At 58.7% G+C, this 18,937-nt stretch carries 18 protein-coding genes; 9 read left to right on the top strand and 9 right to left on the bottom strand.

The genetic code is table 11. The annotated features are described in order from the left end of the window. Positions 1-125: 125 nt before the first annotated feature. Positions 126-1,073, top strand: a complete 948-nt coding sequence (locus tag ACI514_RS20580; RefSeq protein WP_160055961.1) for a LysR substrate-binding domain-containing protein — start codon at positions 126-128, stop codon at positions 1,071-1,073. A 200-nt stretch (positions 1,074-1,273) separates the two neighbouring features. Further along, positions 1,274-1,678 carry an HPF/RaiA family ribosome-associated protein gene (locus tag ACI514_RS20575; RefSeq protein ID WP_116029519.1) on the top strand — a complete coding sequence of 135 codons (405 nt, stop codon included), beginning with the start codon at positions 1,274-1,276 and terminating at the stop codon, positions 1,676-1,678. Positions 1,679-2,066: 388 nt separating this feature from the next. On the opposite strand, the gene ACI514_RS20570 is transcribed toward ACI514_RS20575, so the two are convergent. From ACI514_RS20570 to ACI514_RS20555, 4 genes are all read right to left on the bottom strand, one after another. After that, positions 2,067-2,435 carry an endonuclease domain-containing protein gene (locus tag ACI514_RS20570; RefSeq protein WP_160055963.1) on the bottom strand — a complete coding sequence of 123 codons (369 nt, stop codon included), beginning with the start codon at positions 2,433-2,435 and terminating at the stop codon, positions 2,067-2,069. Positions 2,436-2,734: 299 nt separating this feature from the next. After that, positions 2,735-5,068: a TonB-dependent Fe(3+) dicitrate receptor FecA gene (fecA, locus tag ACI514_RS20565; RefSeq protein ID WP_405122283.1), complete on the bottom strand. Its 2,334-nt coding sequence runs from the start codon at positions 5,066-5,068 to the stop codon at positions 2,735-2,737. Positions 5,069-5,157: 89 nt separating this feature from the next. Then, positions 5,158-6,090, bottom strand: a complete 933-nt coding sequence (locus ACI514_RS20560; RefSeq protein WP_405122282.1) for a DUF4880 domain-containing protein — start codon at positions 6,088-6,090, stop codon at positions 5,158-5,160. Then, the gene (locus ACI514_RS20555) at positions 6,087-6,575 is read right to left on the bottom strand and encodes a sigma-70 family RNA polymerase sigma factor (protein WP_405122281.1); all 489 of its coding nucleotides are present in this window, start codon (positions 6,573-6,575) and stop codon (positions 6,087-6,089) included. Before ACI514_RS20555 ends, ACI514_RS20560 begins: the two co-directional genes overlap by 4 nt. Before the next feature lie 188 nt (positions 6,576-6,763). On the opposite strand from ACI514_RS20555, the gene ACI514_RS20550 reads away from it, so the two are divergent. From ACI514_RS20550 to ACI514_RS20525, 6 genes are all read left to right on the top strand, one after another. After that, positions 6,764-7,069: a DUF3649 domain-containing protein gene (locus tag ACI514_RS20550; RefSeq protein ID WP_038357590.1), complete on the top strand. Its 306-nt coding sequence runs from the start codon at positions 6,764-6,766 to the stop codon at positions 7,067-7,069. Continuing rightward, the gene (locus ACI514_RS20545) at positions 7,066-8,652 is read left to right on the top strand and encodes a PepSY-associated TM helix domain-containing protein (RefSeq protein ID WP_405122280.1); all 1,587 of its coding nucleotides are present in this window, start codon (positions 7,066-7,068) and stop codon (positions 8,650-8,652) included. Before ACI514_RS20550 ends, ACI514_RS20545 begins: the two co-directional genes overlap by 4 nt. After that, positions 8,652-8,978 carry a DUF3325 domain-containing protein gene (locus ACI514_RS20540; protein WP_405122279.1) on the top strand — a complete coding sequence of 109 codons (327 nt, stop codon included), beginning with the start codon at positions 8,652-8,654 and terminating at the stop codon, positions 8,976-8,978. Before ACI514_RS20545 ends, ACI514_RS20540 begins: the two co-directional genes overlap by 1 nt. 1 nt (position 8,979) lies before the next feature. Continuing rightward, positions 8,980-9,546 (top strand): RNA polymerase sigma factor, encoded by a 567-nt coding sequence (locus ACI514_RS20535; protein ID WP_160055976.1) that lies wholly within the window; start codon positions 8,980-8,982, stop codon positions 9,544-9,546. After that, positions 9,543-10,532, top strand: a complete 990-nt coding sequence (locus ACI514_RS20530; RefSeq protein WP_160055978.1) for a FecR family protein — start codon at positions 9,543-9,545, stop codon at positions 10,530-10,532. Before ACI514_RS20535 ends, ACI514_RS20530 begins: the two co-directional genes overlap by 4 nt. Positions 10,533-10,732: 200 nt before the next feature. Then, entirely contained in the window at positions 10,733-13,162 is a 2,430-nt protein-coding gene (locus tag ACI514_RS20525) for a TonB-dependent receptor (protein WP_160055980.1), read from the top strand. Between the two features lie 205 nt (positions 13,163-13,367). On the opposite strand, the gene ACI514_RS20520 is transcribed toward ACI514_RS20525, so the two are convergent. Beyond that, the gene (locus ACI514_RS20520) at positions 13,368-14,243 is read right to left on the bottom strand and encodes an AraC family transcriptional regulator (RefSeq protein WP_160055982.1); all 876 of its coding nucleotides are present in this window, start codon (positions 14,241-14,243) and stop codon (positions 13,368-13,370) included. 139 nt (positions 14,244-14,382) lie between these two features. Here ACI514_RS20520 and ACI514_RS20515 point away from each other — a divergent pair, with 139 nt between their 5' ends. Continuing rightward, on the top strand, positions 14,383-15,285 hold the full coding sequence (locus ACI514_RS20515; protein ID WP_160055984.1) for a DMT family transporter: 903 nt from the start codon (positions 14,383-14,385) through the stop codon (positions 15,283-15,285). A gap of 19 nt (positions 15,286-15,304) precedes the next feature. Here ACI514_RS20515 and ACI514_RS20510 read toward each other — a convergent pair whose 3' ends face one another. The 4 genes from ACI514_RS20510 to ACI514_RS20495 form a co-directional block, all read right to left on the bottom strand. After that, the gene (locus tag ACI514_RS20510; protein ID WP_160055986.1) at positions 15,305-15,814 is read right to left on the bottom strand and encodes a DUF2165 family protein; all 510 of its coding nucleotides are present in this window, start codon (positions 15,812-15,814) and stop codon (positions 15,305-15,307) included. A gap of 148 nt (positions 15,815-15,962) precedes the next feature. Next, positions 15,963-16,937 (bottom strand): D-glycerate dehydrogenase, encoded by a 975-nt coding sequence (locus tag ACI514_RS20505; RefSeq protein ID WP_160055988.1) that lies wholly within the window; start codon positions 16,935-16,937, stop codon positions 15,963-15,965. 431 nt (positions 16,938-17,368) lie between these two features. Then, positions 17,369-17,848 (bottom strand): hypothetical protein, encoded by a 480-nt coding sequence (locus ACI514_RS20500; protein WP_160055990.1) that lies wholly within the window; start codon positions 17,846-17,848, stop codon positions 17,369-17,371. A 330-nt stretch (positions 17,849-18,178) separates the two neighbouring features. Continuing rightward, entirely contained in the window at positions 18,179-18,553 is a 375-nt protein-coding gene (locus ACI514_RS20495) for a DUF6124 family protein (protein ID WP_405122278.1), read from the bottom strand. Between the last annotated feature and the right edge of the window lie 384 nt (positions 18,554-18,937).

Genomic DNA, 18,937 nt, shown 5'->3' with positions numbered 1-18,937 from the left:
TACAAGCAATGGAGTACGAATCGCTGCCATTTTTTGTAGGACAAGCGCAATGTCGGCGATACTGCCTACCTCGGTCCTACGTGACTAACGAAACTTCCTAAGTAAGCCTTTAGCAGGACTAAACGATGAGTCGTCAATTGCATGCCCAGACCTATGTCTGGCTGCAGGTGTTTTCCTGTGCCGCGCGGCACCTGTCGTTCACCCGTTGTGCCGAAGAACTGCACATCACCCCGGGGGCGGTCAGCCAACAGATTCGACAACTGGAGGAGCGTCTGGGCTTTCGTCTGTTTCATCGGCGCGCGCGCGGTGTGGAATTGAGTGCAGAAGGGCAGCGGTTGGCCATTACCGTCAATGAGGCGTATGGCAGCATCGATGCGGAATTGCGGCGACTGGATGCCGGAATGATCAGCGGGATTCTGCGCCTGCGCTCGATTCCGTCATTCCTCAGCAAGTGGCTGACGCCCCGTTTGCCGCGCCTGCAACAGCGTTACCCGGACATTCAGCTACGGCTCGTCGCCGAGGACAGCAGCGTGCCGTTGCACGAGGGCGACTTTGATCTGGCGATAGATCTTAACGACGGCAGTTACCCGGGATTGTTATCCACAGCCTTGCTCGACGAGCAGATTTTCCCCGTATGTGCACCGAGCCTGTTGCGTGGGCGTCCACCGTTGCACGGGCCGGCGGATCTGGTGCATTTCCCGTTGCTGCATGACATCACTGCCTGGCGTGGCAGTTATGAATACGCAGAGTGGGAATTCTATTTGAACGCGATCGGCTTCGAGGGCGCCGACGTGAGGCGCGGGCATACGTTCAATCGCAATCACCTGACCATCGAAGCGGCGATTGCCGGCATGGGCGTGGCGATTGCCAGACGCACGTTGCTTAACGATGAGCTGGAGCGGGGGACATTGATTGTGCCGTTTGGCCTGTCGGTGCCCAATCACAAACGCTACGTGTTGCTGTATGCGCCGGGGGCGTTGAGCCATCCGGGCGTACGGGCTGTGCATGATTGGTTGGTCGAGGAAGCGGGGATTTTTCGCAGTTTGCATCCGTTGAATGACGGGCAATTGTGAGCAAATTTTGCCGGGTTGCGAGTCAACCCAACTCCCGACCTTACCAGCGCTTTGCTCGGTTGTCCGGCTTTTTTTGCGAATGAATATTTATCTTTTTTCAGGGGTTGAAATGTTCGCCGGTCGGGCCGATTGTTGTAACCAGGAGGTCAGGAAATTCAACTCAAGGCCTCTGACGAGCTAGCTGAAATAAGGGATGAACTATGCAAATCCAAGTCAACAGCGATAACCATATTCAAAGTAGTCAACGACTGGAGGAGTGGGTACGTACAACCATTGAGAGCACGCTCGAACGTTATGAAGAAGACCTGACCCGCGTCGAAGTCCATCTGGCCGACGAGAACGGTGACAAACCAGGTCCCCATGACATGCGCTGCCAACTGGAAGCGCGGCCAAAAGGCCATCAACCGATTTCCGTGACCCATAAGGCCGATTCGCTGGAACAAGCGATCGACGGCGCTGCCGAAAAACTCGAGCACGCCCTGGAGCACCTTTTCGGCAAGCTGCGAGGTAAGCCACGCGCGGCTGTGGTGCCATTTAGCAAGGCGAATGACGCTCTGCTGGAGGAAGAATTTCTTGAGAACGAACAGGCAGCGATCAACAGTTGATGCGCTGATTTCATAAGCCACCCAATGAGAACGGGCCTGCGAATGCAGGCCCGTTTTTGTTTGTGGCGGTTTTTGCGCAGGGCATAAGAAAGCGGCCCCTCACCCCAGCCCTCTCCCTCCGGGAGAGGGGGCCGACCGAGGTGTCTGAAGAGGTACTTCGACCTGAAAGACCGGGTCGATTATGGATTCGGCAAAGCGGTTTCAGGTCGATGTATTTCTGAAGCATCCCGTAATCAGTCCCCCTCTCTCCGGGAGGGGGCCGACCGAGGTGTCTGAAGAGGTACTTCGACCTGAAAGACCGGGTCGATTATGGATTCGGCAAAGCAGAATCAGGTCGGCGTAGCTCGCAAGCATCCCCCGGTCAGTCCCCTCTCCCTCTGGGAGAGGGTTAGGGTGAGGGCATTTTTCGATTCGCCGCAATTCTTATGATCTGCTCTAGCACATTGTCCATCTGCTGGATCACCTCGAGGTTACTGAAACGCGCGACTTCAATGCCCTTTTGATTCAGATAGTGCGTCCGGCGTTGGTCATGAATCAGTCCCGACGTTTCATAGTGCTGACCACCGTCCAGTTCAATCGCCAATTTCAGTTCGGCACAGTAAAAGTCCAGCACATAGGGCGGACAGGGAAACTGCCGGCGAAATTTCAGATTGGCGATTTGGCGGGAGCGGAGTTTTTGCCAGAGCAGCTGTTCGCAATCGGTTTGGTTGACACGTAACTGGCGGGCGAATTGGGCGAGGGTGGGGCGGGTTTGCATGCTTCACGATCCTTGTGAAGTTGGTTTGAAGTTTTACTGTAGACCATGACCCAGCTGACCCAGCTGACCCGCTGACCCTCACCCCAGCCCTCTCCCAGAGGGAGAGGGGGCCGACCGAGGTGTCTGGTGTTGTACATCGACCTGAAAGACCGAGTCGATTATGGATTCGGCAAAACGGTTTCAGGTCGAGTCGATTATGGATTCGGCACAGCACTTTCAGGTCGGCGTACCTCGCAAGCATCCCCCAATCAGTCCCCTCTCCCTCAGGGAGAGGGTTAGGGTGAGGGGCTTTTCAACCCTCAGAACGCCACAGAAGTCTGCACATAAACTGTCCGCGGCTCACCCACATACTTGCCCTTGTTATTGTCATCAAACGAGCGCGTGAAGTACTGCGTGTTGAAGATGTTCTTCACCCCTACCGCCACGTTCAAATCCGACAACTGCGGGCCGAAGTCATATCCGGCGCGGCTGCTGAACAGCATGTAACCCGGGATCTTGCCGGTGCTGCCATCAGCACTTTCCTTCGAGGTGTTGGCGTTGTCAGCGAACTGGTCGCTCTGGAAGCTGCTATCCAGATTCAGCTTCCATGGCCCCTCGGTGTAACCGACGCCAATCGTGCCTTTGTGTTTCGAGGAGAACGGCACGCGATTGCCTTTGTTCGGCCCGTCTTCGCGAATGGTTGCGTCAACATAGGCGTAGCTGGCGTACACATCGAAACCGGCCAGCGCCGGACTCAAATCATCCAGCGCGTAATTGACGCTGGTCTCGATACCTTGATGACGGGTTTCGCCACGGGCAATCACCGAATCGTTGGTCTGATTACTTTCGTACTGATTGTCGAAGTTGATCAGGAACGCGCCGATCTCCGCGCGCAATGCGCCATTGTCATAGCGCGTGCCGAGTTCCCAGGTGCGCGCCTTTTCCGGTTTCACTTCGCCGCTGGTCACACGGTTGGGCATCTGGCTGTATTGCACGCTGCCGAACGAGCCTTCGGTGTTGGCGTACAGATTCCAGCTGTCGGTCAGGTGATAGAGCACGTTCAACGCCGGCAACGCGGTGTTGTAGTCGCCCTTGTATTTGACGTTGGTCAGGTTGTTGGTCTGCTGCGACTCGATCATCTCGTAGCGCACGCCCGGAGTGATGGTCCATTTGCCGATGTCGATGCGATCGTCGACGAAGAACGCATTGGCCTCGGTGCCGCCACGGGTATCGCGGTCGTTGCGGCTGGCAGTGGTCGGATATTCGTTGCTGGTGATCGGCGTGCGATAGCGCAGTTCGTGGCCGGCCTCGTTGATGTAGCGATAGCCGACGCCGACTTCATGACTGGTCGGGCCGAGGTCGAAGCCTTGGGCGAAACGGGTTTCCAGACCGCGCACCCAATACTCGCGCGGCGACAGGGAAAGGAACGTGCCTTGATCGAGATAACCGCTGCGCAAGGTCTTGGTGAAGAAGGTGTTGGCGGTGAATTCGCGGCGATCTTCCTGATAGCGATAGCCAAAATTGAACATCGTCCGACGGCCCCAGAACTGATCTTTCGGTCGGGTCGATTGGTACGGGTCGGCGTCGTAATCGGCGACGTTCAAACCGCCGGGCATATCAGCCTTGCCTTCGTAGTACTGGGCCATGGCGTTGAAACTGTTGGCCTCGTCGAGCTGGTATTTGCCCTTGAGGATCAGGTCGTCGATCTCGGTGTCGCTGTGTTCGCGCCAGTCACCGCCACGGGTGCCGGAGTAGAGCAACGCACCGCCGAGGCCATTGGCATTGGTGCCGCCGGCCAGCAGATTGGCGCTGGTCTTGAAGCCATCATGGCTCGACGAAGGGCTGGTTTCCGTCTGGAAGCCGCCCTTGACCGTCGGCTCGTCGGGAATCGCCCGGGTCACGAAGTTGACCACGCCGCCGACGTTCTGCGGGCCGTAGCGCACAGCACCGCCGCCACGTACCACGTCCACGGCATCCATGTTGCCCATGCTGATCGGCGCGAACGACAGTTGTGGCTGACCGTAAGGCGCGAACGGCACCGGAATGCCGTCCATCAACACCGTCGAGCGTGCGGCCAGGCGTGGATTCAAGCCACGGATACCGAAATTCAGCGCCATATCGTGGCTGCCGGTGCCGTTGTTTTCCGGGGCGTTGACGCCGGGGATGCGGTTGAGCACATCGCGCGCCTGCGTTGCGCCTTGACGTTCGAACTCCTCGCGGCGGATCACGTCGCGAGCACCGGGATGTTCAAACACGTTGATTTGCGCGGCGTCACCCAGCCAGTCGCCGACGACTTTCGACGTGTCCAGTTCCAGCGCGGCATCCGCCACCGGTTGCAGACTGAACGCATTGTTGCCCTCGGCGCGTGCTTGCAGACCGGTGCCTTCGAGCAGCGCATTCAGACCTTGCTCAGGCGTGTAGCTGCCCTCCAGGCCTCGACTTTGCACGCCGCCGGTAACTTGCGATCCGAAAGAAATCAACACGCCCGCTTCACGGCCAAACTGGTTGAGGGCGTTTTCCAGTGACGACGGCGCGATGTGATAGGCCTTGGCATCGGCGGCCATCGCAGCGGGCAGGGCACTGAAACTCAGGCTGGCGCCGAGGACAAGATTGCGCAGGCTGCGGGCCAGTGGCGTGAGGCGGGTGGGGTGCATGTGGATGATCCTGAGAAGGTTGAATCAAGGGGGCTTTCCTTCTCTGTCACGCCAGATCTGAAAAACGGCTCATTAATTTTTGAGTTTTTTCAAACCCGCGCTTCGACGCTCACCCAGTAGCGGGTAAAGCGCTTCACCTTCACCGGCAAACTGATTTCCAGCAGGTCGAGAATCCGCTCGCTGTCGTCCAGTGGATACGTCCCGGAGATCAACAGATCGGCGACGTTATTGGCGCAATTGAGCTGGCCGCGACGGTAGCGGCTGAGCTCGTCGAGGAAGTCGCCGAGGCGCATGTGCGCGGCCACCAGCATGCCGTCGGCCCAGGCGCCGCTGTTGGCATCCAGCGGTTTGGCTTCGCTGACAGATGTAGCGGTGAAGTTCAGTTGCCGCGCGACCGGCAGCCAGATCGGCGCCCGTCCATTGGCACTCAGTTCGACTCGGCCTTCAAACAGCGCGACTTGGGTGCGATCGGCAAACTGGCGCACATTGAGGCGCGCGCCGTGAGTTTTCAACAGGCCCTGAGCCGTGCGCACTTCGAACGATTGCGCAGCCGTCAGGAGGATTTCGCCTTCGAGCAAACGGATCAGTCGCGCCGAAGCGTCGATATCCGCGGCGCTGGCGGTGTTGAGTTGCAACTGATCGCCAGCACCGAGCGCCACCTTGCGTCGTTGTCCGATCGGGCTGCGGTAATCAGCGAACAGCGACGGCAGCGGATTGTGCTCACGCATGCCCCAGGTGACGGCCGAACCGGCACCGAGAATCAGCAACAGCTTCAGCATCTGACGACGACTGCCGGACTTCGCCCCGTTCAACGCCGCGTGCGCCAGTGGAGAAGACACACCGCGCAAACGCTGATTGACCCGCTGAATATGCTCCCACGCCCGCCGGTGTTCGCTGTGCGCCTCCAGCCATTGTTGCCAGGCCTGTTGCTGGCGCGGAGTGAGCGTGCCTTGCTGCATTTCCATCAACCAATGCACGGCCTGCTCAGCCACTTGGGAGGAGAAATCCGGCGCGCGGTTCATAGGGCGAAGTAGCAGCGCATGGCTGCCTTGTTCAGATGACGTTTGACCGTGGCCACGGAAATGCCGAGTTCGATGGCAATCTGTGGATAGGTCAGGCCATCGACCTGCGCCAGCAAAAAGGCGCGTTTGACCTGACGCGGCAAACCGTCGAGCAACTCATCCAGCTCCATCAGGGTTTGCAGGATGATTGCCTTGTCTTCCTCCGACGGCGCGGCCATTTCCGGCATCTGCGCGAGGGTTTCGAGGTAAGCGCGTTCCAGGTCCTGACGGCGGTAATGATTGAACAGAACACGCTTGGCCAACGTCGTCAGAAAGGCGCGCGGCTCGATGATCAGCGGTGGCTCACGAGCGGTCAGCACCTTGATGAAGGTGTCTTGCGCGAGGTCCGCCGCGCTGTCCGGGCAGCCGAGTCTGCGCCGCAGCCAGCCGGTGAGCCAGCTGTGGTGGGCCTGATAGAGCGATTCGACGGGATGGGCAGACGACAACGGTGGACTCCGGGCGCTTTCGTGACGCGGTAGAGTGTGCGTTAGAGAACAAGAACTGTTCGCATTGTAGGCGGGCAGGACATCAGCCGGCAATCAGATGCTTTTGCGTATGAGAATATTTATCATTAATATTGCTCGCCTGTAGGTTCGGCTCACCGGCCGGACGTTTTTCGTTTCAGGGTCGAAACATGAAAGGCAAACTCGCCACACTTCCCATGTCCTATCGTCTGGCCGTCACCTCACGGGTGCTGGCCGCGGTATTTGGCGGCTATCTCGTCGCGGCACTGGCCAGTGTCACCCTGACGCTGTGGCTGCCGTTGAACCGAGCCGAAGCAGTGGTGACCGGCATGACCATTTCCTTTCTGGTCTATCTGGTAGCGGTGCTGTGGTGCTTTGCCTGTCGTACGGCGTGGTCGGCATGGGTTGGCTTGCTGGTGCCAAGCGTGATTCTGGCAACCATTTCCGGCGCAGCACGTGGATTGGGACTGGCATGAAAGAGGGCTTTCGTCAGGCGATGGCCTGGCTGCACACCTGGGCCGGACTGCTGTTCGGCTGGTTGCTGTTCGCGATTTTCCTGACCGGGACGCTGGCCTATTTCAAGGATGAAATCAGCCACTGGATGCAGCCGGAAATCCCTGCTCGATCGGTGAGTGCCGAGACCAGCCTGACGCTGGCCCAGGATTATCTGCAACAACACGCGGCGGGCGCTTCACGCTGGCTGATCGATTTGCCTGATGCCCGAGATCCCGGCCTGACCGTGCGCTGGCAGCCAGCGCCGGCGAAGCCCGGTGAGCGCGGACGCTTTGAATCGAAAACCCTCGACGCGCAAACCGGCGCTGAAGTGCAGGGCCGCGACAGCATGGGCGGCGAGTTCTTTTACCGCTTCCACTTCCAGCTGCAAATGCCTTATCCGTGGGGCCGTTGGCTATCGACCATCGCTGCCATGGTGATGTTCGTCGCGCTGATCACCGGGATCATCACTCACAAGAAAATCTTCAAAGACTTTTTTACCTTCCGCCCGCGCAAGGGCCAGCGCTCCTGGCTCGACGGGCATAACGCGGTGGGTGTGCTGGTGCTGCCGTTTCACTTGATGATCACCTACAGCAGCCTGGTGATTTTCATGTCGATGGTCATGCCAGCGAGCATCGTCGCGTCTTACGGCAGTGACGTGCGCACGTTTTATGACGAAGTTTTCCCGGCGTCGAAGACCCCGGAGCGCGCCGATATCGCGGCGCCGTTGATGTCCATGGCGCCGCTGTTGAGCAAGGCCAGCGAGCAATGGGCGGGCGGCCACACGGCGCGTCTGTCGGTGAGTAATCCGGGTGATGCCAATGCCACGGTGGTGCTGTCGCGTGCCGGCGATCGCGTGGTGCATGATTTTGGCCGCGCCGTGACGTTCAACGGGGTGACCGGGCTGATGCTCGGCAGCACACCGGAGCAGCCAATGGCGATGGCGGTGGGCGGCGCGTTCTATGGTTTGCACATGGGCCACTTTGCCGGGCCGGTGTTGCGCTGGCTGTACTTCATCTGCGGGCTGGCCGGCACGGCGATGATCGGCACCGGGCTGGTGATCTGGCTCGGCAAGCGTCAGCTCAAACATGCCAGGAGCGGGGTGATGCCGTTCGAACTGCGGCTGGTGGAAGTACTGAACATCGCCAGCATGGCCGGGCTGGTGTCGGCGGTGGCGGTGTTCTTTCTGGCCAATCGTCTATTGCCGGTGAGCCTCGCCGGGCGCGCAGATTGGGAGGTGAACGCGTTCTTCATGGCCTGGGGCCTGAGCGTGCTGCACGCGATGTTACGACCGGGGCGCAAAGCCTGGGTCGAACAGTTGGTGTTGGGGGCGGCGCTGTTTGTCGCGGTGCCGCTGATCAATGCGCTGACCACCCCTTGGAATCTCGGCGTCGCGTTGATGCAGGGTGACTGGGCGTTGGCCGGTTTTGATTTGACTTGCCTCGCCACAGGTTTTTTCCTCGCCTGGGCTGCATGGAAAATGCAGCGCGCCGGCAACACGGTTAGCGTAAAAAAGCCACGTCGCGAAACGCCACGGCCGATCACTCTTGAGCAAGGGGTTAACTGATGCTGCTGGCCCTGTTGCTCACCTACGCCGGATTCACCGCGTTGTGCCTGTCGATGCCTCGGCACCACGATGAATTGCTCGGTCACAAACCGTCCACGCGTCGCCGTCAGGGCCTGAAAGTCGGCGGATGGTTATTGCTGTGTTTGTCGCTTTGGGCGGCGGTGAAGGCCAACGGCTGGAGTTTCGGCCTGGTTGACTGGTTCGCCGTACTGATGCTCAGCGCCCTGGCGTTGGTATTGCTGCTGCCGTATCGCCCACGTCTGGCCTTGGCGCTGGCCGGTGTCAGTCTGCTGGCCAGCCCGGTCGCCGCATGGGCGCAGTGCTGAAGTGCTGATCGGCCTGCCGCCGGAATCCCGCGACGACGAGCCGCGCGGGGCGCGTGCGCATTTTCTGCAGGTGTTCCTGTCCCAGCGTTCGCAAATGGAGGCGCTGGTGAACCGTCGCGTCGGTTGTCGGGCGACGGCGGCGGACCTGGTGCAGGACCTGTTTCTGCGTTTCTGGCGGCGACCGCTGGTGCAGGTCGAAGAACTCAGCACCTATCTTTTGCGCTGCGCCGGCAACATCGCCATCGACCATCTGCGCAGCGAAGGCACACGCACGCGCGTCAACGAAGGCTGGCAACCGGACGAACCGGACAGCCACGGCAGCGAACCACAAGCAGCGCTGGAAGCGGGCAATGATTTGAAACATGTCGAAGCGGCGTTGCGCGCCTTGCCCGAGCGCACCCGGCAGATCTTTTTGCTCAATCGCATTCACGGCCGCAAGTACGCGGAAATCGCCAAAGCCATGGGCTTGTCCCAAAGTGCCGTGGAAAAACATATGATGCGCGCCCTCGAGGCCTGCAAGGCCAGCCTGCGCGAACCCGCGCCACGCCTGCCAGGGAAAGCACCGTGAAGCCATCCGACTCCATTATTCCGACGCCCGCGCAAGAGCAGGCCGCGTTTGCCTGGCTGAGCCTGTTGCATGATCGGCCGAGCACCGGCGATCAATTGACATTCAGCCAATGGCTACGGGCTGATCCGGCGCATGCCGAGGCTTACGCGCAGGCGCAGGTGCTCTGGGAACTGAGCGAAAGCCCGGCGCGAACGCTGGCCGATGAAGAGGCTTTGGCGTTGCAGGGGTATCTCGATGCGATGGATCGCCCGCGCCGTCCGCAGCTTTTGCGTTGGTCGGGGGCGCTGGCAATGGCGGCCTGTCTGCTGCTGATGGTCAGCCTCGGCAGCGGTTGGCAGCCGCAGCGCTGGATCGATGATCTGGGCGCCGATTACGTTTCTGCGCCTGGTGAAATCCGCACGGTGACACTCGCCGATCAATCGCAAGTGACACTGGATGCCGACAGCGCGATCGCCGTGGATTTCACTCAGGGCGAACGGCATGTGCAATTGCGCCGCGGCGCCGGATTTTTCAGCGTCACCCACACCGGCGATCCGTTTGTGGTCGCGGCCGAGAAGGGCGAGGCGCGGGTGCTTGGCACGCAATTCGAAGTGCGTCTGCAACCGCAGGGCGCGCAGGTGACGGTATTGTCCGGTCGCGTCGGTGTCACGGCAGAGCGTGGCGCCGTGCAGCAGATTCTCATCGCCGGCCAGCAGGTTGCTTACGCTGGAGGCACGGCAGAAAAACTGCATGTGGCGGACGCTGAGGCGCAACTGGCCTGGCGTCAGGGCTGGTTGACTTATTACAAGTCGACACTGGCTGATGTGGTGGAGGATTTGCGCCGTTATTACCCCGGGCGGATCGTGTTGCTCAACGATGAGCTGGCGGCGCGCAAGGTCAGTGGCAGTTTTCCGAGCAAGGATCCGCAGGCCGTGCTCAGTTCCCTGCAGGGGGTGATGGGGTTTGAGCAGCATCAGGTGTTGGGTCATCTGATTATTTTGCGCTGAAGGAAAAGTCAAAAGATCGCAGCCTTCGGCAGCTCCTACATTGGAATGCGATCTCCTGTAGGAGCTGCCGAAGGCTGCGATCTTTTGATCTGCAAAAATATTTTCAGATTTGTGGTGAGGTAAACCCGAGCCCCATCCGTGTAGTGACTGAAACTGCGAGTCATTCGCATCCGTTGCGGTTCTACACAGGTCATTGAGTCATGAAGTCAAGGGCAAAATCGGGTTCGGTCAAACAGTGGTTAAGCGTGTCGGCATTGAGTTTTTCGGCATTGGCATTGCTGCCGATAAGCGTGTCTCTGGCCGCTGAAACCGTCAGCAGCCAGGCGCAAAAGCAGTTCAATTTTTCCCTGGCCGCCAAACCGCTGCCGCAAGCCTTGAGCGACTTCAGCCGCGTCACCGGGCAGAGCGTGGTCTACACCGACGAAGCGCCGTACGGCCTCACCGCGCCGGCGGTCAATGGCCAGATGAGTGCCGAGCAGGCACTGCAACGCTTGCTCAGTGGTTCTGGCCTCAACTTCCGCCGCACCGATAGCCGCACGCTGGCGCTGGAGCCGAAGCCTACCGAAGGCGCGTTGAATCTCGGTGCTACGACCATCACCTCGATCCGCGACGAATCGATGAGTTATCAGCCGCCGGAAACCAGTTCGGTGATGCGTTCCTCAGCTTCGCTTCAGGAAATCCCGCAGACCGTCAACGTCATCCCGGCGCAAGTTATCCGTGATCAGGCGCCACGCAATCTGGATGACGCCCTGGCCAATGTCAGCGGTATCACCCAAGGCAACACCTTGGGCAGCACTCAGGATTCGGTGATGACCCGTGGTTTCGGCGACAACCGCAACGGCTCGATCATGCGCGACGGCATGCCGATCGTGCAGGGGCGCGGCATGAACGCTACCGTCGACCGTGTTGAAGTGCTCAAAGGCCCGGCCTCATTGCTGTACGGCATTCAAGATCCCGGTGGCGTGGTCAACCTGGTCAGTAAAAAGCCTGAGCTGACGCAATACAATGCGCTGACCTTGCGCGGCTCGACCTATGGCGAGGGCAAGAACGGCAGCGGCGGCACTCTCGACAGCACTGGCCCGCTGGGCGATTCCGGGCTTGCCTACCGTATGGTGCTCGATCACGAAGACGAAGATTACTGGCGCAACTTCGGCACCCACCGTGAAACCCTGATTGCGCCGTCGCTGGCCTGGTTCGGCGAAAGCACCAAGCTGTTGTTCGCCTACGAGCACCGCGAATTTCTCACGCCGTTCGATCGTGGCACGCTGATCGATCCGCGCACCAATCACCCACTGGACATCTCGCGCAAACAACGCCTCGACGAGCCGTTCAACAACATGGAAGGCCGTTCGGATCTGTATCACTTTGAAGCCGACCATGACCTCAACGACGATTGGAAAGCCCACTTCGGTTACAGCTGGAACCGCGAAACCTACGACGCCAGCCAAGTCCGTGTTACCGCCATCGACACCAAAAAAGGCACGCTGACCCGCAGCATGGACGGCACCCAGAATGCGATCAGCACCGACCGTTTCACCACCGCCAGCCTTGAAGGCAAGGTCAACGTGCTGGGTATGCAGCATGATCTGGTATTTGGCGTCGATGACGAGTACCGCAAGATCTACCGCGCCGACCTGATCCGGCAGAAAAGCCTGACCACCTTCAGCTACCTCAATCCGGTGTATGGCCGCGAAGTCGCCGGCACGACTGTCAGCGCTCCCGACAGCGCGCAGACCGATGAGCTGCGCAGTGATTCGGTGTTCATGCAGGACTCGATTCACCTCAACGACCAGTGGATTCTGGTCGCTGGCGGACGCTTTCAGGAGTACGACCAGTACGCCGGCAAAGGCGTGCCGTTCAAGGCCAACACCGACAGCAACGGCCAGAAGTTCGTCCCGCGCGCCGGTCTGGTGTATCGCTACACCGACGCCTTGTCGTTCTACGGCAGCTACACCGAATCGTTCAAACCCAACTCAACCATCGCCCCGCTGAGCGGCAGCAGCACCGTGCTCGACGGCAGTATCGCGCCGGAAGAAGCCAAGTCGTGGGAGCTGGGGGCGCGGCTGGACATGCCGGGGCGTGTCACCGGCAACATCGCGTTGTTCGATATCAAGAAACGCAACGTGCTGGTGGCCAATTCCGAAGGCCCAACGACCATTTACAGTGCGGCCGGTGAGGTGCGTTCGCGAGGCCTGGAAATGGACCTGACGGGTCAGTTGAGCGACCACTGGAGCATGATCGGCAGCTACGCCTACACCGATGCCGAAGTGACTGAAGACCCGGACTACAAAGGCAAGCGCTTGCAGAACGTGGCAAAGAATTCCGGCTCGTTGTCGGCAGTGTATGACTTCGGCAGCGTGATCGGCGGCGATCAATTGCGCGTAGGGGCTGGAGCGCGTTATGTCGGGGAGCGTGCGGGTAACGCGGTGAATGATTTTGATCTGCCGAGCTATACCGTGGCCGATGCGTTTGCCACTTACGACACCAAGGTTGAAGGGCAGAAGGTCAAGTTTCAGCTCAATGTGAAGAACCTGTTTGATCGCACGTACTACACCTCGGCGGCGAGCCGGTTCTTTGTGTCGATGGGGGATGCGCGGCAGGTTTCGCTGTCCAGCACTTTGGAGTTTTAAGGCAAGATCAAAAGCCCCTCACCCTAACCCTCTCCCGGGGGGAGAGGGGACTGACCGGGGGATATTCCAGAGATACATCGACCTGAAAGTAATGCTTTGAATCCATAATCGATTCGGTGTTTCAGGTCGACGTATAACGCCAGACACCTCGTTCGGCTCCCTCTCCCTCCGGGAGAGGGCTGGGGTGAGGGGAGAAGAGAAGGGCTCAACGCAAAAACGCCTGCCGATACTCACCGGGCGTCCCACCCAACACCTGCTTGAACCGATTAGTGAAATGACTCGCGCTGGCAAACCCGCACGCCAGCGCAATCTCGCCCAACGGCAACCCCGTCCCGCGCAACAATTCCCGTGCCCGGCTCAAGCGCCGCGCCAGCACATACTGATGCGGCGGCAGGCCGAAACTCGTGCGAAACATCCGCGCAAAGTGGTATTCCGACAGCGCGCACAACCCGGCCAATTGTCCGAGGCTGATCGGCTCGGCCAGCTGAGTGTCGATGAACTCCACCAGTTGCCGACGCTGGTGTGGCGCCAGTCCGCCCCTCAAACGCAGACCCTGACGCGCGCCGACCTGACTGAGCAGGGTGTGGCTGATCAGTTCATGGGCGAGGCTGCTGGTCAGCAAACGTTCGGCGGGTTCGTCCCAATTCAGCGTCAGCAACTGCCGAAAGCGTTGTGCCTGCTGCGGGTCGTCGAGAAAGGTCTGCTCGCGCAATTGCATCTCTCGCGGTTCGCGATCGAGCAAGGTGACGCAACCAAGGGCAAATTGTTCGGCGTTAAAATACAGATGCGCCAGGCAGATATCGCCATTGATCACCCAGCCTGACTCATGATCTGCCGGCAGGATGCACAGCTTGTCCGGCCCGCCCTTGTGGCCCGGTTGGCCGCGACGAAACGTGCCTGTGCCACCGGCAATGTAGCAAGAGAGGGTGTGATGGCTCGGCGCTGCATACTCCTGCGCATCATGGTGGTTGGTCCACAAAGCGGCAGACAAGCCATCTCCAAGCTCGGCGCTGTGCACAAGGCGTGCATTCGGCGAACTGTTCAACGCTTGAAAGACTTGCAGGGTATCGATGGCGGCCATGAGCGGTTCTCTTCAACGCCTTGCATCCTACTCCGTAGACGCCGCGCTGCCAGCCTGCTGCCCGACAAAAGCGCAAGAATCTGCAAGCGCGCAATGCACGCTCGGGCAGACACTCAAGCCCTACCGAGGAGTGTGTGCCATGAACCTGTCGTTGTACTTGCTGACCGTGCTGATCTGGGGCACTACCTGGATTGCCCTGAAATGGCAACTGGGCGTGGTGGCGATTCCGGTGTCGATCGTCTATCGCTTCGGCCTTGCCGCGCTGGTGCTGTTTGCGCTGTTGCTGCTCAGCCGCCGTCTGCAACCGATGAACCGCCGTGGGCATTTGATCTGCGTGGCTCAAGGGTTGTGTTTGTTCTGCGTCAATTTCATGTGCTTTCTGACCGCCAGTCAGTGGATCCCGAGCGGTCTGGTCGCGGTGGTGTTCTCAACCGCGACGTTGTGGAACGCGCTGAATGCGCGGGTGTTCTTTGGCCAGCGCATTGCGCGCAATGTGCTGATGGGCGGTGCACTTGGGTTGTTCGGCCTGGGCATGTTGTTCTGGCCGGAACTGGCCGGGCATCACGCCAGCCCGCAAACCTTGCTCGGTCTCGGCCTGGCGTTGTGCGGCACCTTGTGTTTTTCGGCGGGCAACATGCTTTCGAGTCTGCAGCAGAAGGCCGGCCTCAAACCGCTGACCACCAACGCCTGGGGCATGGCCTACGGCGCAGCGATGCTGTCGGTGTGGTGCCTGTTCAAAGGTATTCCGTTCGACATGGATTGGAGCCCGCGTTATGTCGGTGCGTTGCTGTATTTGGTAATCCCTGGTTCGGTGATCGGCTTCACTGCGTATCTGACGCTGGTCGGGCGCATGGGGCCGGAGCGGGCGGCTTACTGCACGGTATTGTTCCCGGTGGTGGCGCTGAACGTCTCGGCTTTTGCCGAAGGTTATCAATGGACAGCGCCGGCGCTGGTCGGGCTGGTGCTAGTGATGCTGGGTAATGTTCTGGTGTTTCGTAAACCGAAAGTGGTGTCGACGCCGGTGCAGGGAAAGTTGGCCTGAAATAAACCAGCGCTGAACCTCAACGCTCGACTTTCAAGGTGATGTAAATCATTACCGGGAATATGAAGTCAACGATATGCCGTGCCCAGTCCTTGGCATTCCAGGATTGCGAAGTGTCCATGTCAAACCATTCCACTCCAACTGTCTGCAGGCAGACGTAATAAATGAAAATCGCCGTCAGTATGCCCATGATCGAGAACTTCTTCGCCTCGTGGAATACTTCTGCGGTCGCATTTATGTGGCGATATAGCTGATAGGTGCCTATCAGGCACAGCAAGGTATACGTGACTTCCAGCGTGATGATGAACCAGTAGATCCGGTGATGAATCATCGGTGATTCAATGGCCCGATACTTGATGGATTCACTGGCGGTGGTGGTGTCCATACTGAGGATATGAGCCACGTAGGTGTAGTTTGAGTTGTAGTCAGTAAAGTTGTGGATCATCACCAGCAGGCCAAAGAAACTGATGTAAGCCATCAAAATAACTTTGCTGTAACGGATAAGTTTGTCAGTGGTCAGGGCGTTCAAGGTTTTTGCTCTCCATAGCGCTTGTCGATAATTCGATGGCCAGGCAGAGCTTATAATGCTGTTGTTTGATTTTGTTTGTTGTTCGATTTCAAGTTGTGTATTGGCGTAACTAACGGGCAACTGCGATAGCGCACTTGCCCGTGTTTTTTTATCCGCGCCAGACTTGCGGGTTGACCAGATCCTGCGGGCGTTCGCCGAGCAGGGCGCTGCGCAGGTTGGCCAGTGCACGATTGGCCATGGCTTCACGGGTTTCATTCGTCGCCGAGCCAATGTGCGGCAGGGTCACGGCGTTACTCAACTGGAACAGCGGCGACTCGGCCAGTGGTTCTTTTTCGTAGACGTCGAGGCCGGCGCCACGAATGCGCTTGTTTTGCAGGGCTTCGATCAGGGCCGGTTCATCGACGACCGGACCACGCGATATGTTCACCAGGATGGCATCGGGTTTCATCAGCGCCAGTTCGCGATGGCTGATGAGGTGGCGGGTTTTTTCACTGAGCGGCACCACCAGGCAGACGAAGTCGGCTTCGCCGAGCAGTTGATCGAGGCTGCGAAATTGCGCGCCGAGTTCTTGCTCCAGTTCAGTCTTGCGGCTGTTGCCGCTGTAGATGATTGGCATGTTGAAGCCGAAGCGGCCACGGCGAGCGACGGCGGCGCCGATGTTGCCCATGCCGACGATGCCGAGGGTTTTGCCGTGCACGTCACAGCCGAACAGCGGCGCGCCGACGCTGGCTTGCCATTGGCCGGCCTTGGTCCACGCGTCGAGTTCGGCGACGCGGCGGGCGCTGCTCATGATCAGGGCGAAGGCGAGGTCGGCGGTGCTTTCGGTGAGCACGTCGGGGGTGTTGGTGAGCATGATCCCGCGTTCGTTGAAGTAGTCGAGGTCGTAGTTGTCGTAGCCGACGGAGACGCTTGAGACCACTTCGAGTTTTGTTGCGGTTTCGAGTTGGGCCTGGCCGAGTTTGCGGCCGACGCCGATGAGGCCGTGGGCGTGGGGCAGGGCTTCGTTGAATTGGGCGTTGATGTCGCCGGCTTTTGGGTTGGGGACGATGACGTCGAACTCTTGTTGCAGGCGTTCGATCATGGGTGGGGTGATGCGGCTGAAGGCCAGGACAGTCTTTTTCATCGTTTTTGGCTCTTGTTCGGGCTTGATACCAAGCACGCTAACATTTCTGGCTTGGGGTTGTCTTGGCGGCCTCTGGGCCGACCATGTTCTTGGGGGGTTGGGTGTATATCCGTTGCTGCGGGTGTTGCTGATTAGGGTTCCGCCCTTACGGCGGGTCACTTTTTCCAGACGCCGAAAAAGTAACCAAAAAGGCTTGCTCCTACGTGCGGCCCGCTCGCTGGGGCTCGGGGTTCCTTCGCTGCGGGATCGATCCGGGCGCAGCGCCTACGGTTTGCTTCGCTGCACCTCCTCTCGCTGTGTTTGGCTGCGCCAAACGGTCGCTGCGCTCCCACCCCCGGATCAATCCCTCCACTCAGCCTTCCGACGTCGCCCGTGGATCAAGATCAAGAGCAGGCGAGCTGACACTCGGCCTATTTGCGCCTGCACTTGGTTCAGACTTTACGACCTGTCTTCTTGATAAACTCAAGGCCTTGGACATCAATCTGACCATGATGAACTTGATGCAGCTCATCTGTGTCGAAATTTACAAAACTAAAGTTGAAGGCTGCCTTGAAAGTTCCCTTGGCAATATTAAATTCTTCTATAAAAATAAACCCTGCATTTTTAGCGCTTGTATAGCCTTTTGTGTGTAAACCTGACGTATATGAGAATCTGAATGGAGAGGGAAAGAGCGCCGCGCTGAATTCATGTCTTCCATGTTTAATGTCTATGTCAAATTTGAGGTTGATGGTGAATGAAGTGGTGTCGGTTTTTTGGTAAGTTGCTTTTAGCGCGACTACATTATTGTCGGTGACAAAATGGTCGGGTTTTCCTTCGAACTTGTCGGTGATGTAGTCTTTGTTTAGTTTGGCAGTTACAGTGCCTTCACCTGATTTATCAAGGTTTTCGAGCTTCAGATCTTTAATGGGCATGTCTTGCTCCTTCAAGCTTATGTCGGGTTGACGACATTCATTGTTCGGCTGAAGGGATTAAAGCGCTACTGTCAGATCTGACAGGTTTACTATATCGATTGGCTATTAAGGTTTTTCGGAAGATGTTTTTTGAGACTTGATTGCCCACTTCAGGTTTGCGGCCATTGGACGATGCTTAAGGCCCTCATCCGGCATCATTCAAGGTAGAGGGAGCCGATTTGTGGGCCTTTCAAAACCGGAGCTCGACTCGGTATTTCACGTCGGCGTAACTCTCCCAAACCCCACGGTCAGTCCCCTCTCCCTCCGGGAGAGGGTTAGGGTGAGGGGCTTTTAGCTGTGTCCCGGAGATTGGGAGATTTCGTGGTTATCCAGCACGCGGTTCACCGCCAGTTCAGCGAGCATGATGATCTGCTGAATCGCCAGAATCGTGCGCCGTCGCGGCAGGTCGATGTAGGCGGCGATGTCGCTGGTCATCAGGCTGGCCTGTGCCAGTGATTCGCAGGCGTGGACCAGCAGGCTTTCGCTGTCCTGTTCCGGGGCGACCTGGAACATGGTGCTGGGTTTGTGGAAGCGCAGGGTGAGGGCGTTGGGTTTGAGGTAGTGGTCGAGGGCGCGCTCGGCGGCTTCGTGGAATTTCTTGGAACCGGGGAATTCGTAGGGGGTGGTGTCGTCGGTTTCAGGTGGATTAGGCGTTGGTTTGAACATAGGAAACATACTCGTGGCAAGTTGAGTTGAAGCTGCCACGTTTCGTTTTCCAGGCGAAAGGGTGGCAGCTGTGCGCGGACTGGAAAAACCGGTCAACTCACCAAAACCGGCAGGCCCAAGGGCCTCCCGCGCACAGCCGCCATAACATTGCGAGCTAAAAAGCGCCGCAGTATGCCATGAGCTTTGGTAGTTGAAATCGGGTTTTCCAGACCCGGTCGCTGATGCGTCAGCGACACCCAAATCCTAGCCACCGCACTTCCGACGGACAACCGTCAAAACCTGTCGGAAACATCCGCGAAATCCCCATTCTGTAGGAGCTGCCGTAGGCTGCGATCTTTTGATTTTTAAACATCAAGATCAAAAGATCGCAGCCTGCGGCAGCTC

Origin of the sequence: Pseudomonas sp. M20 (assembly GCF_045037865.1) — a bacterium.
In the GTDB taxonomy this organism is placed as follows: Bacteria; Pseudomonadota; Gammaproteobacteria; order Pseudomonadales; family Pseudomonadaceae; genus Aquipseudomonas.
This window is presented reverse-complemented; position numbering and strand designations above follow the sequence as displayed.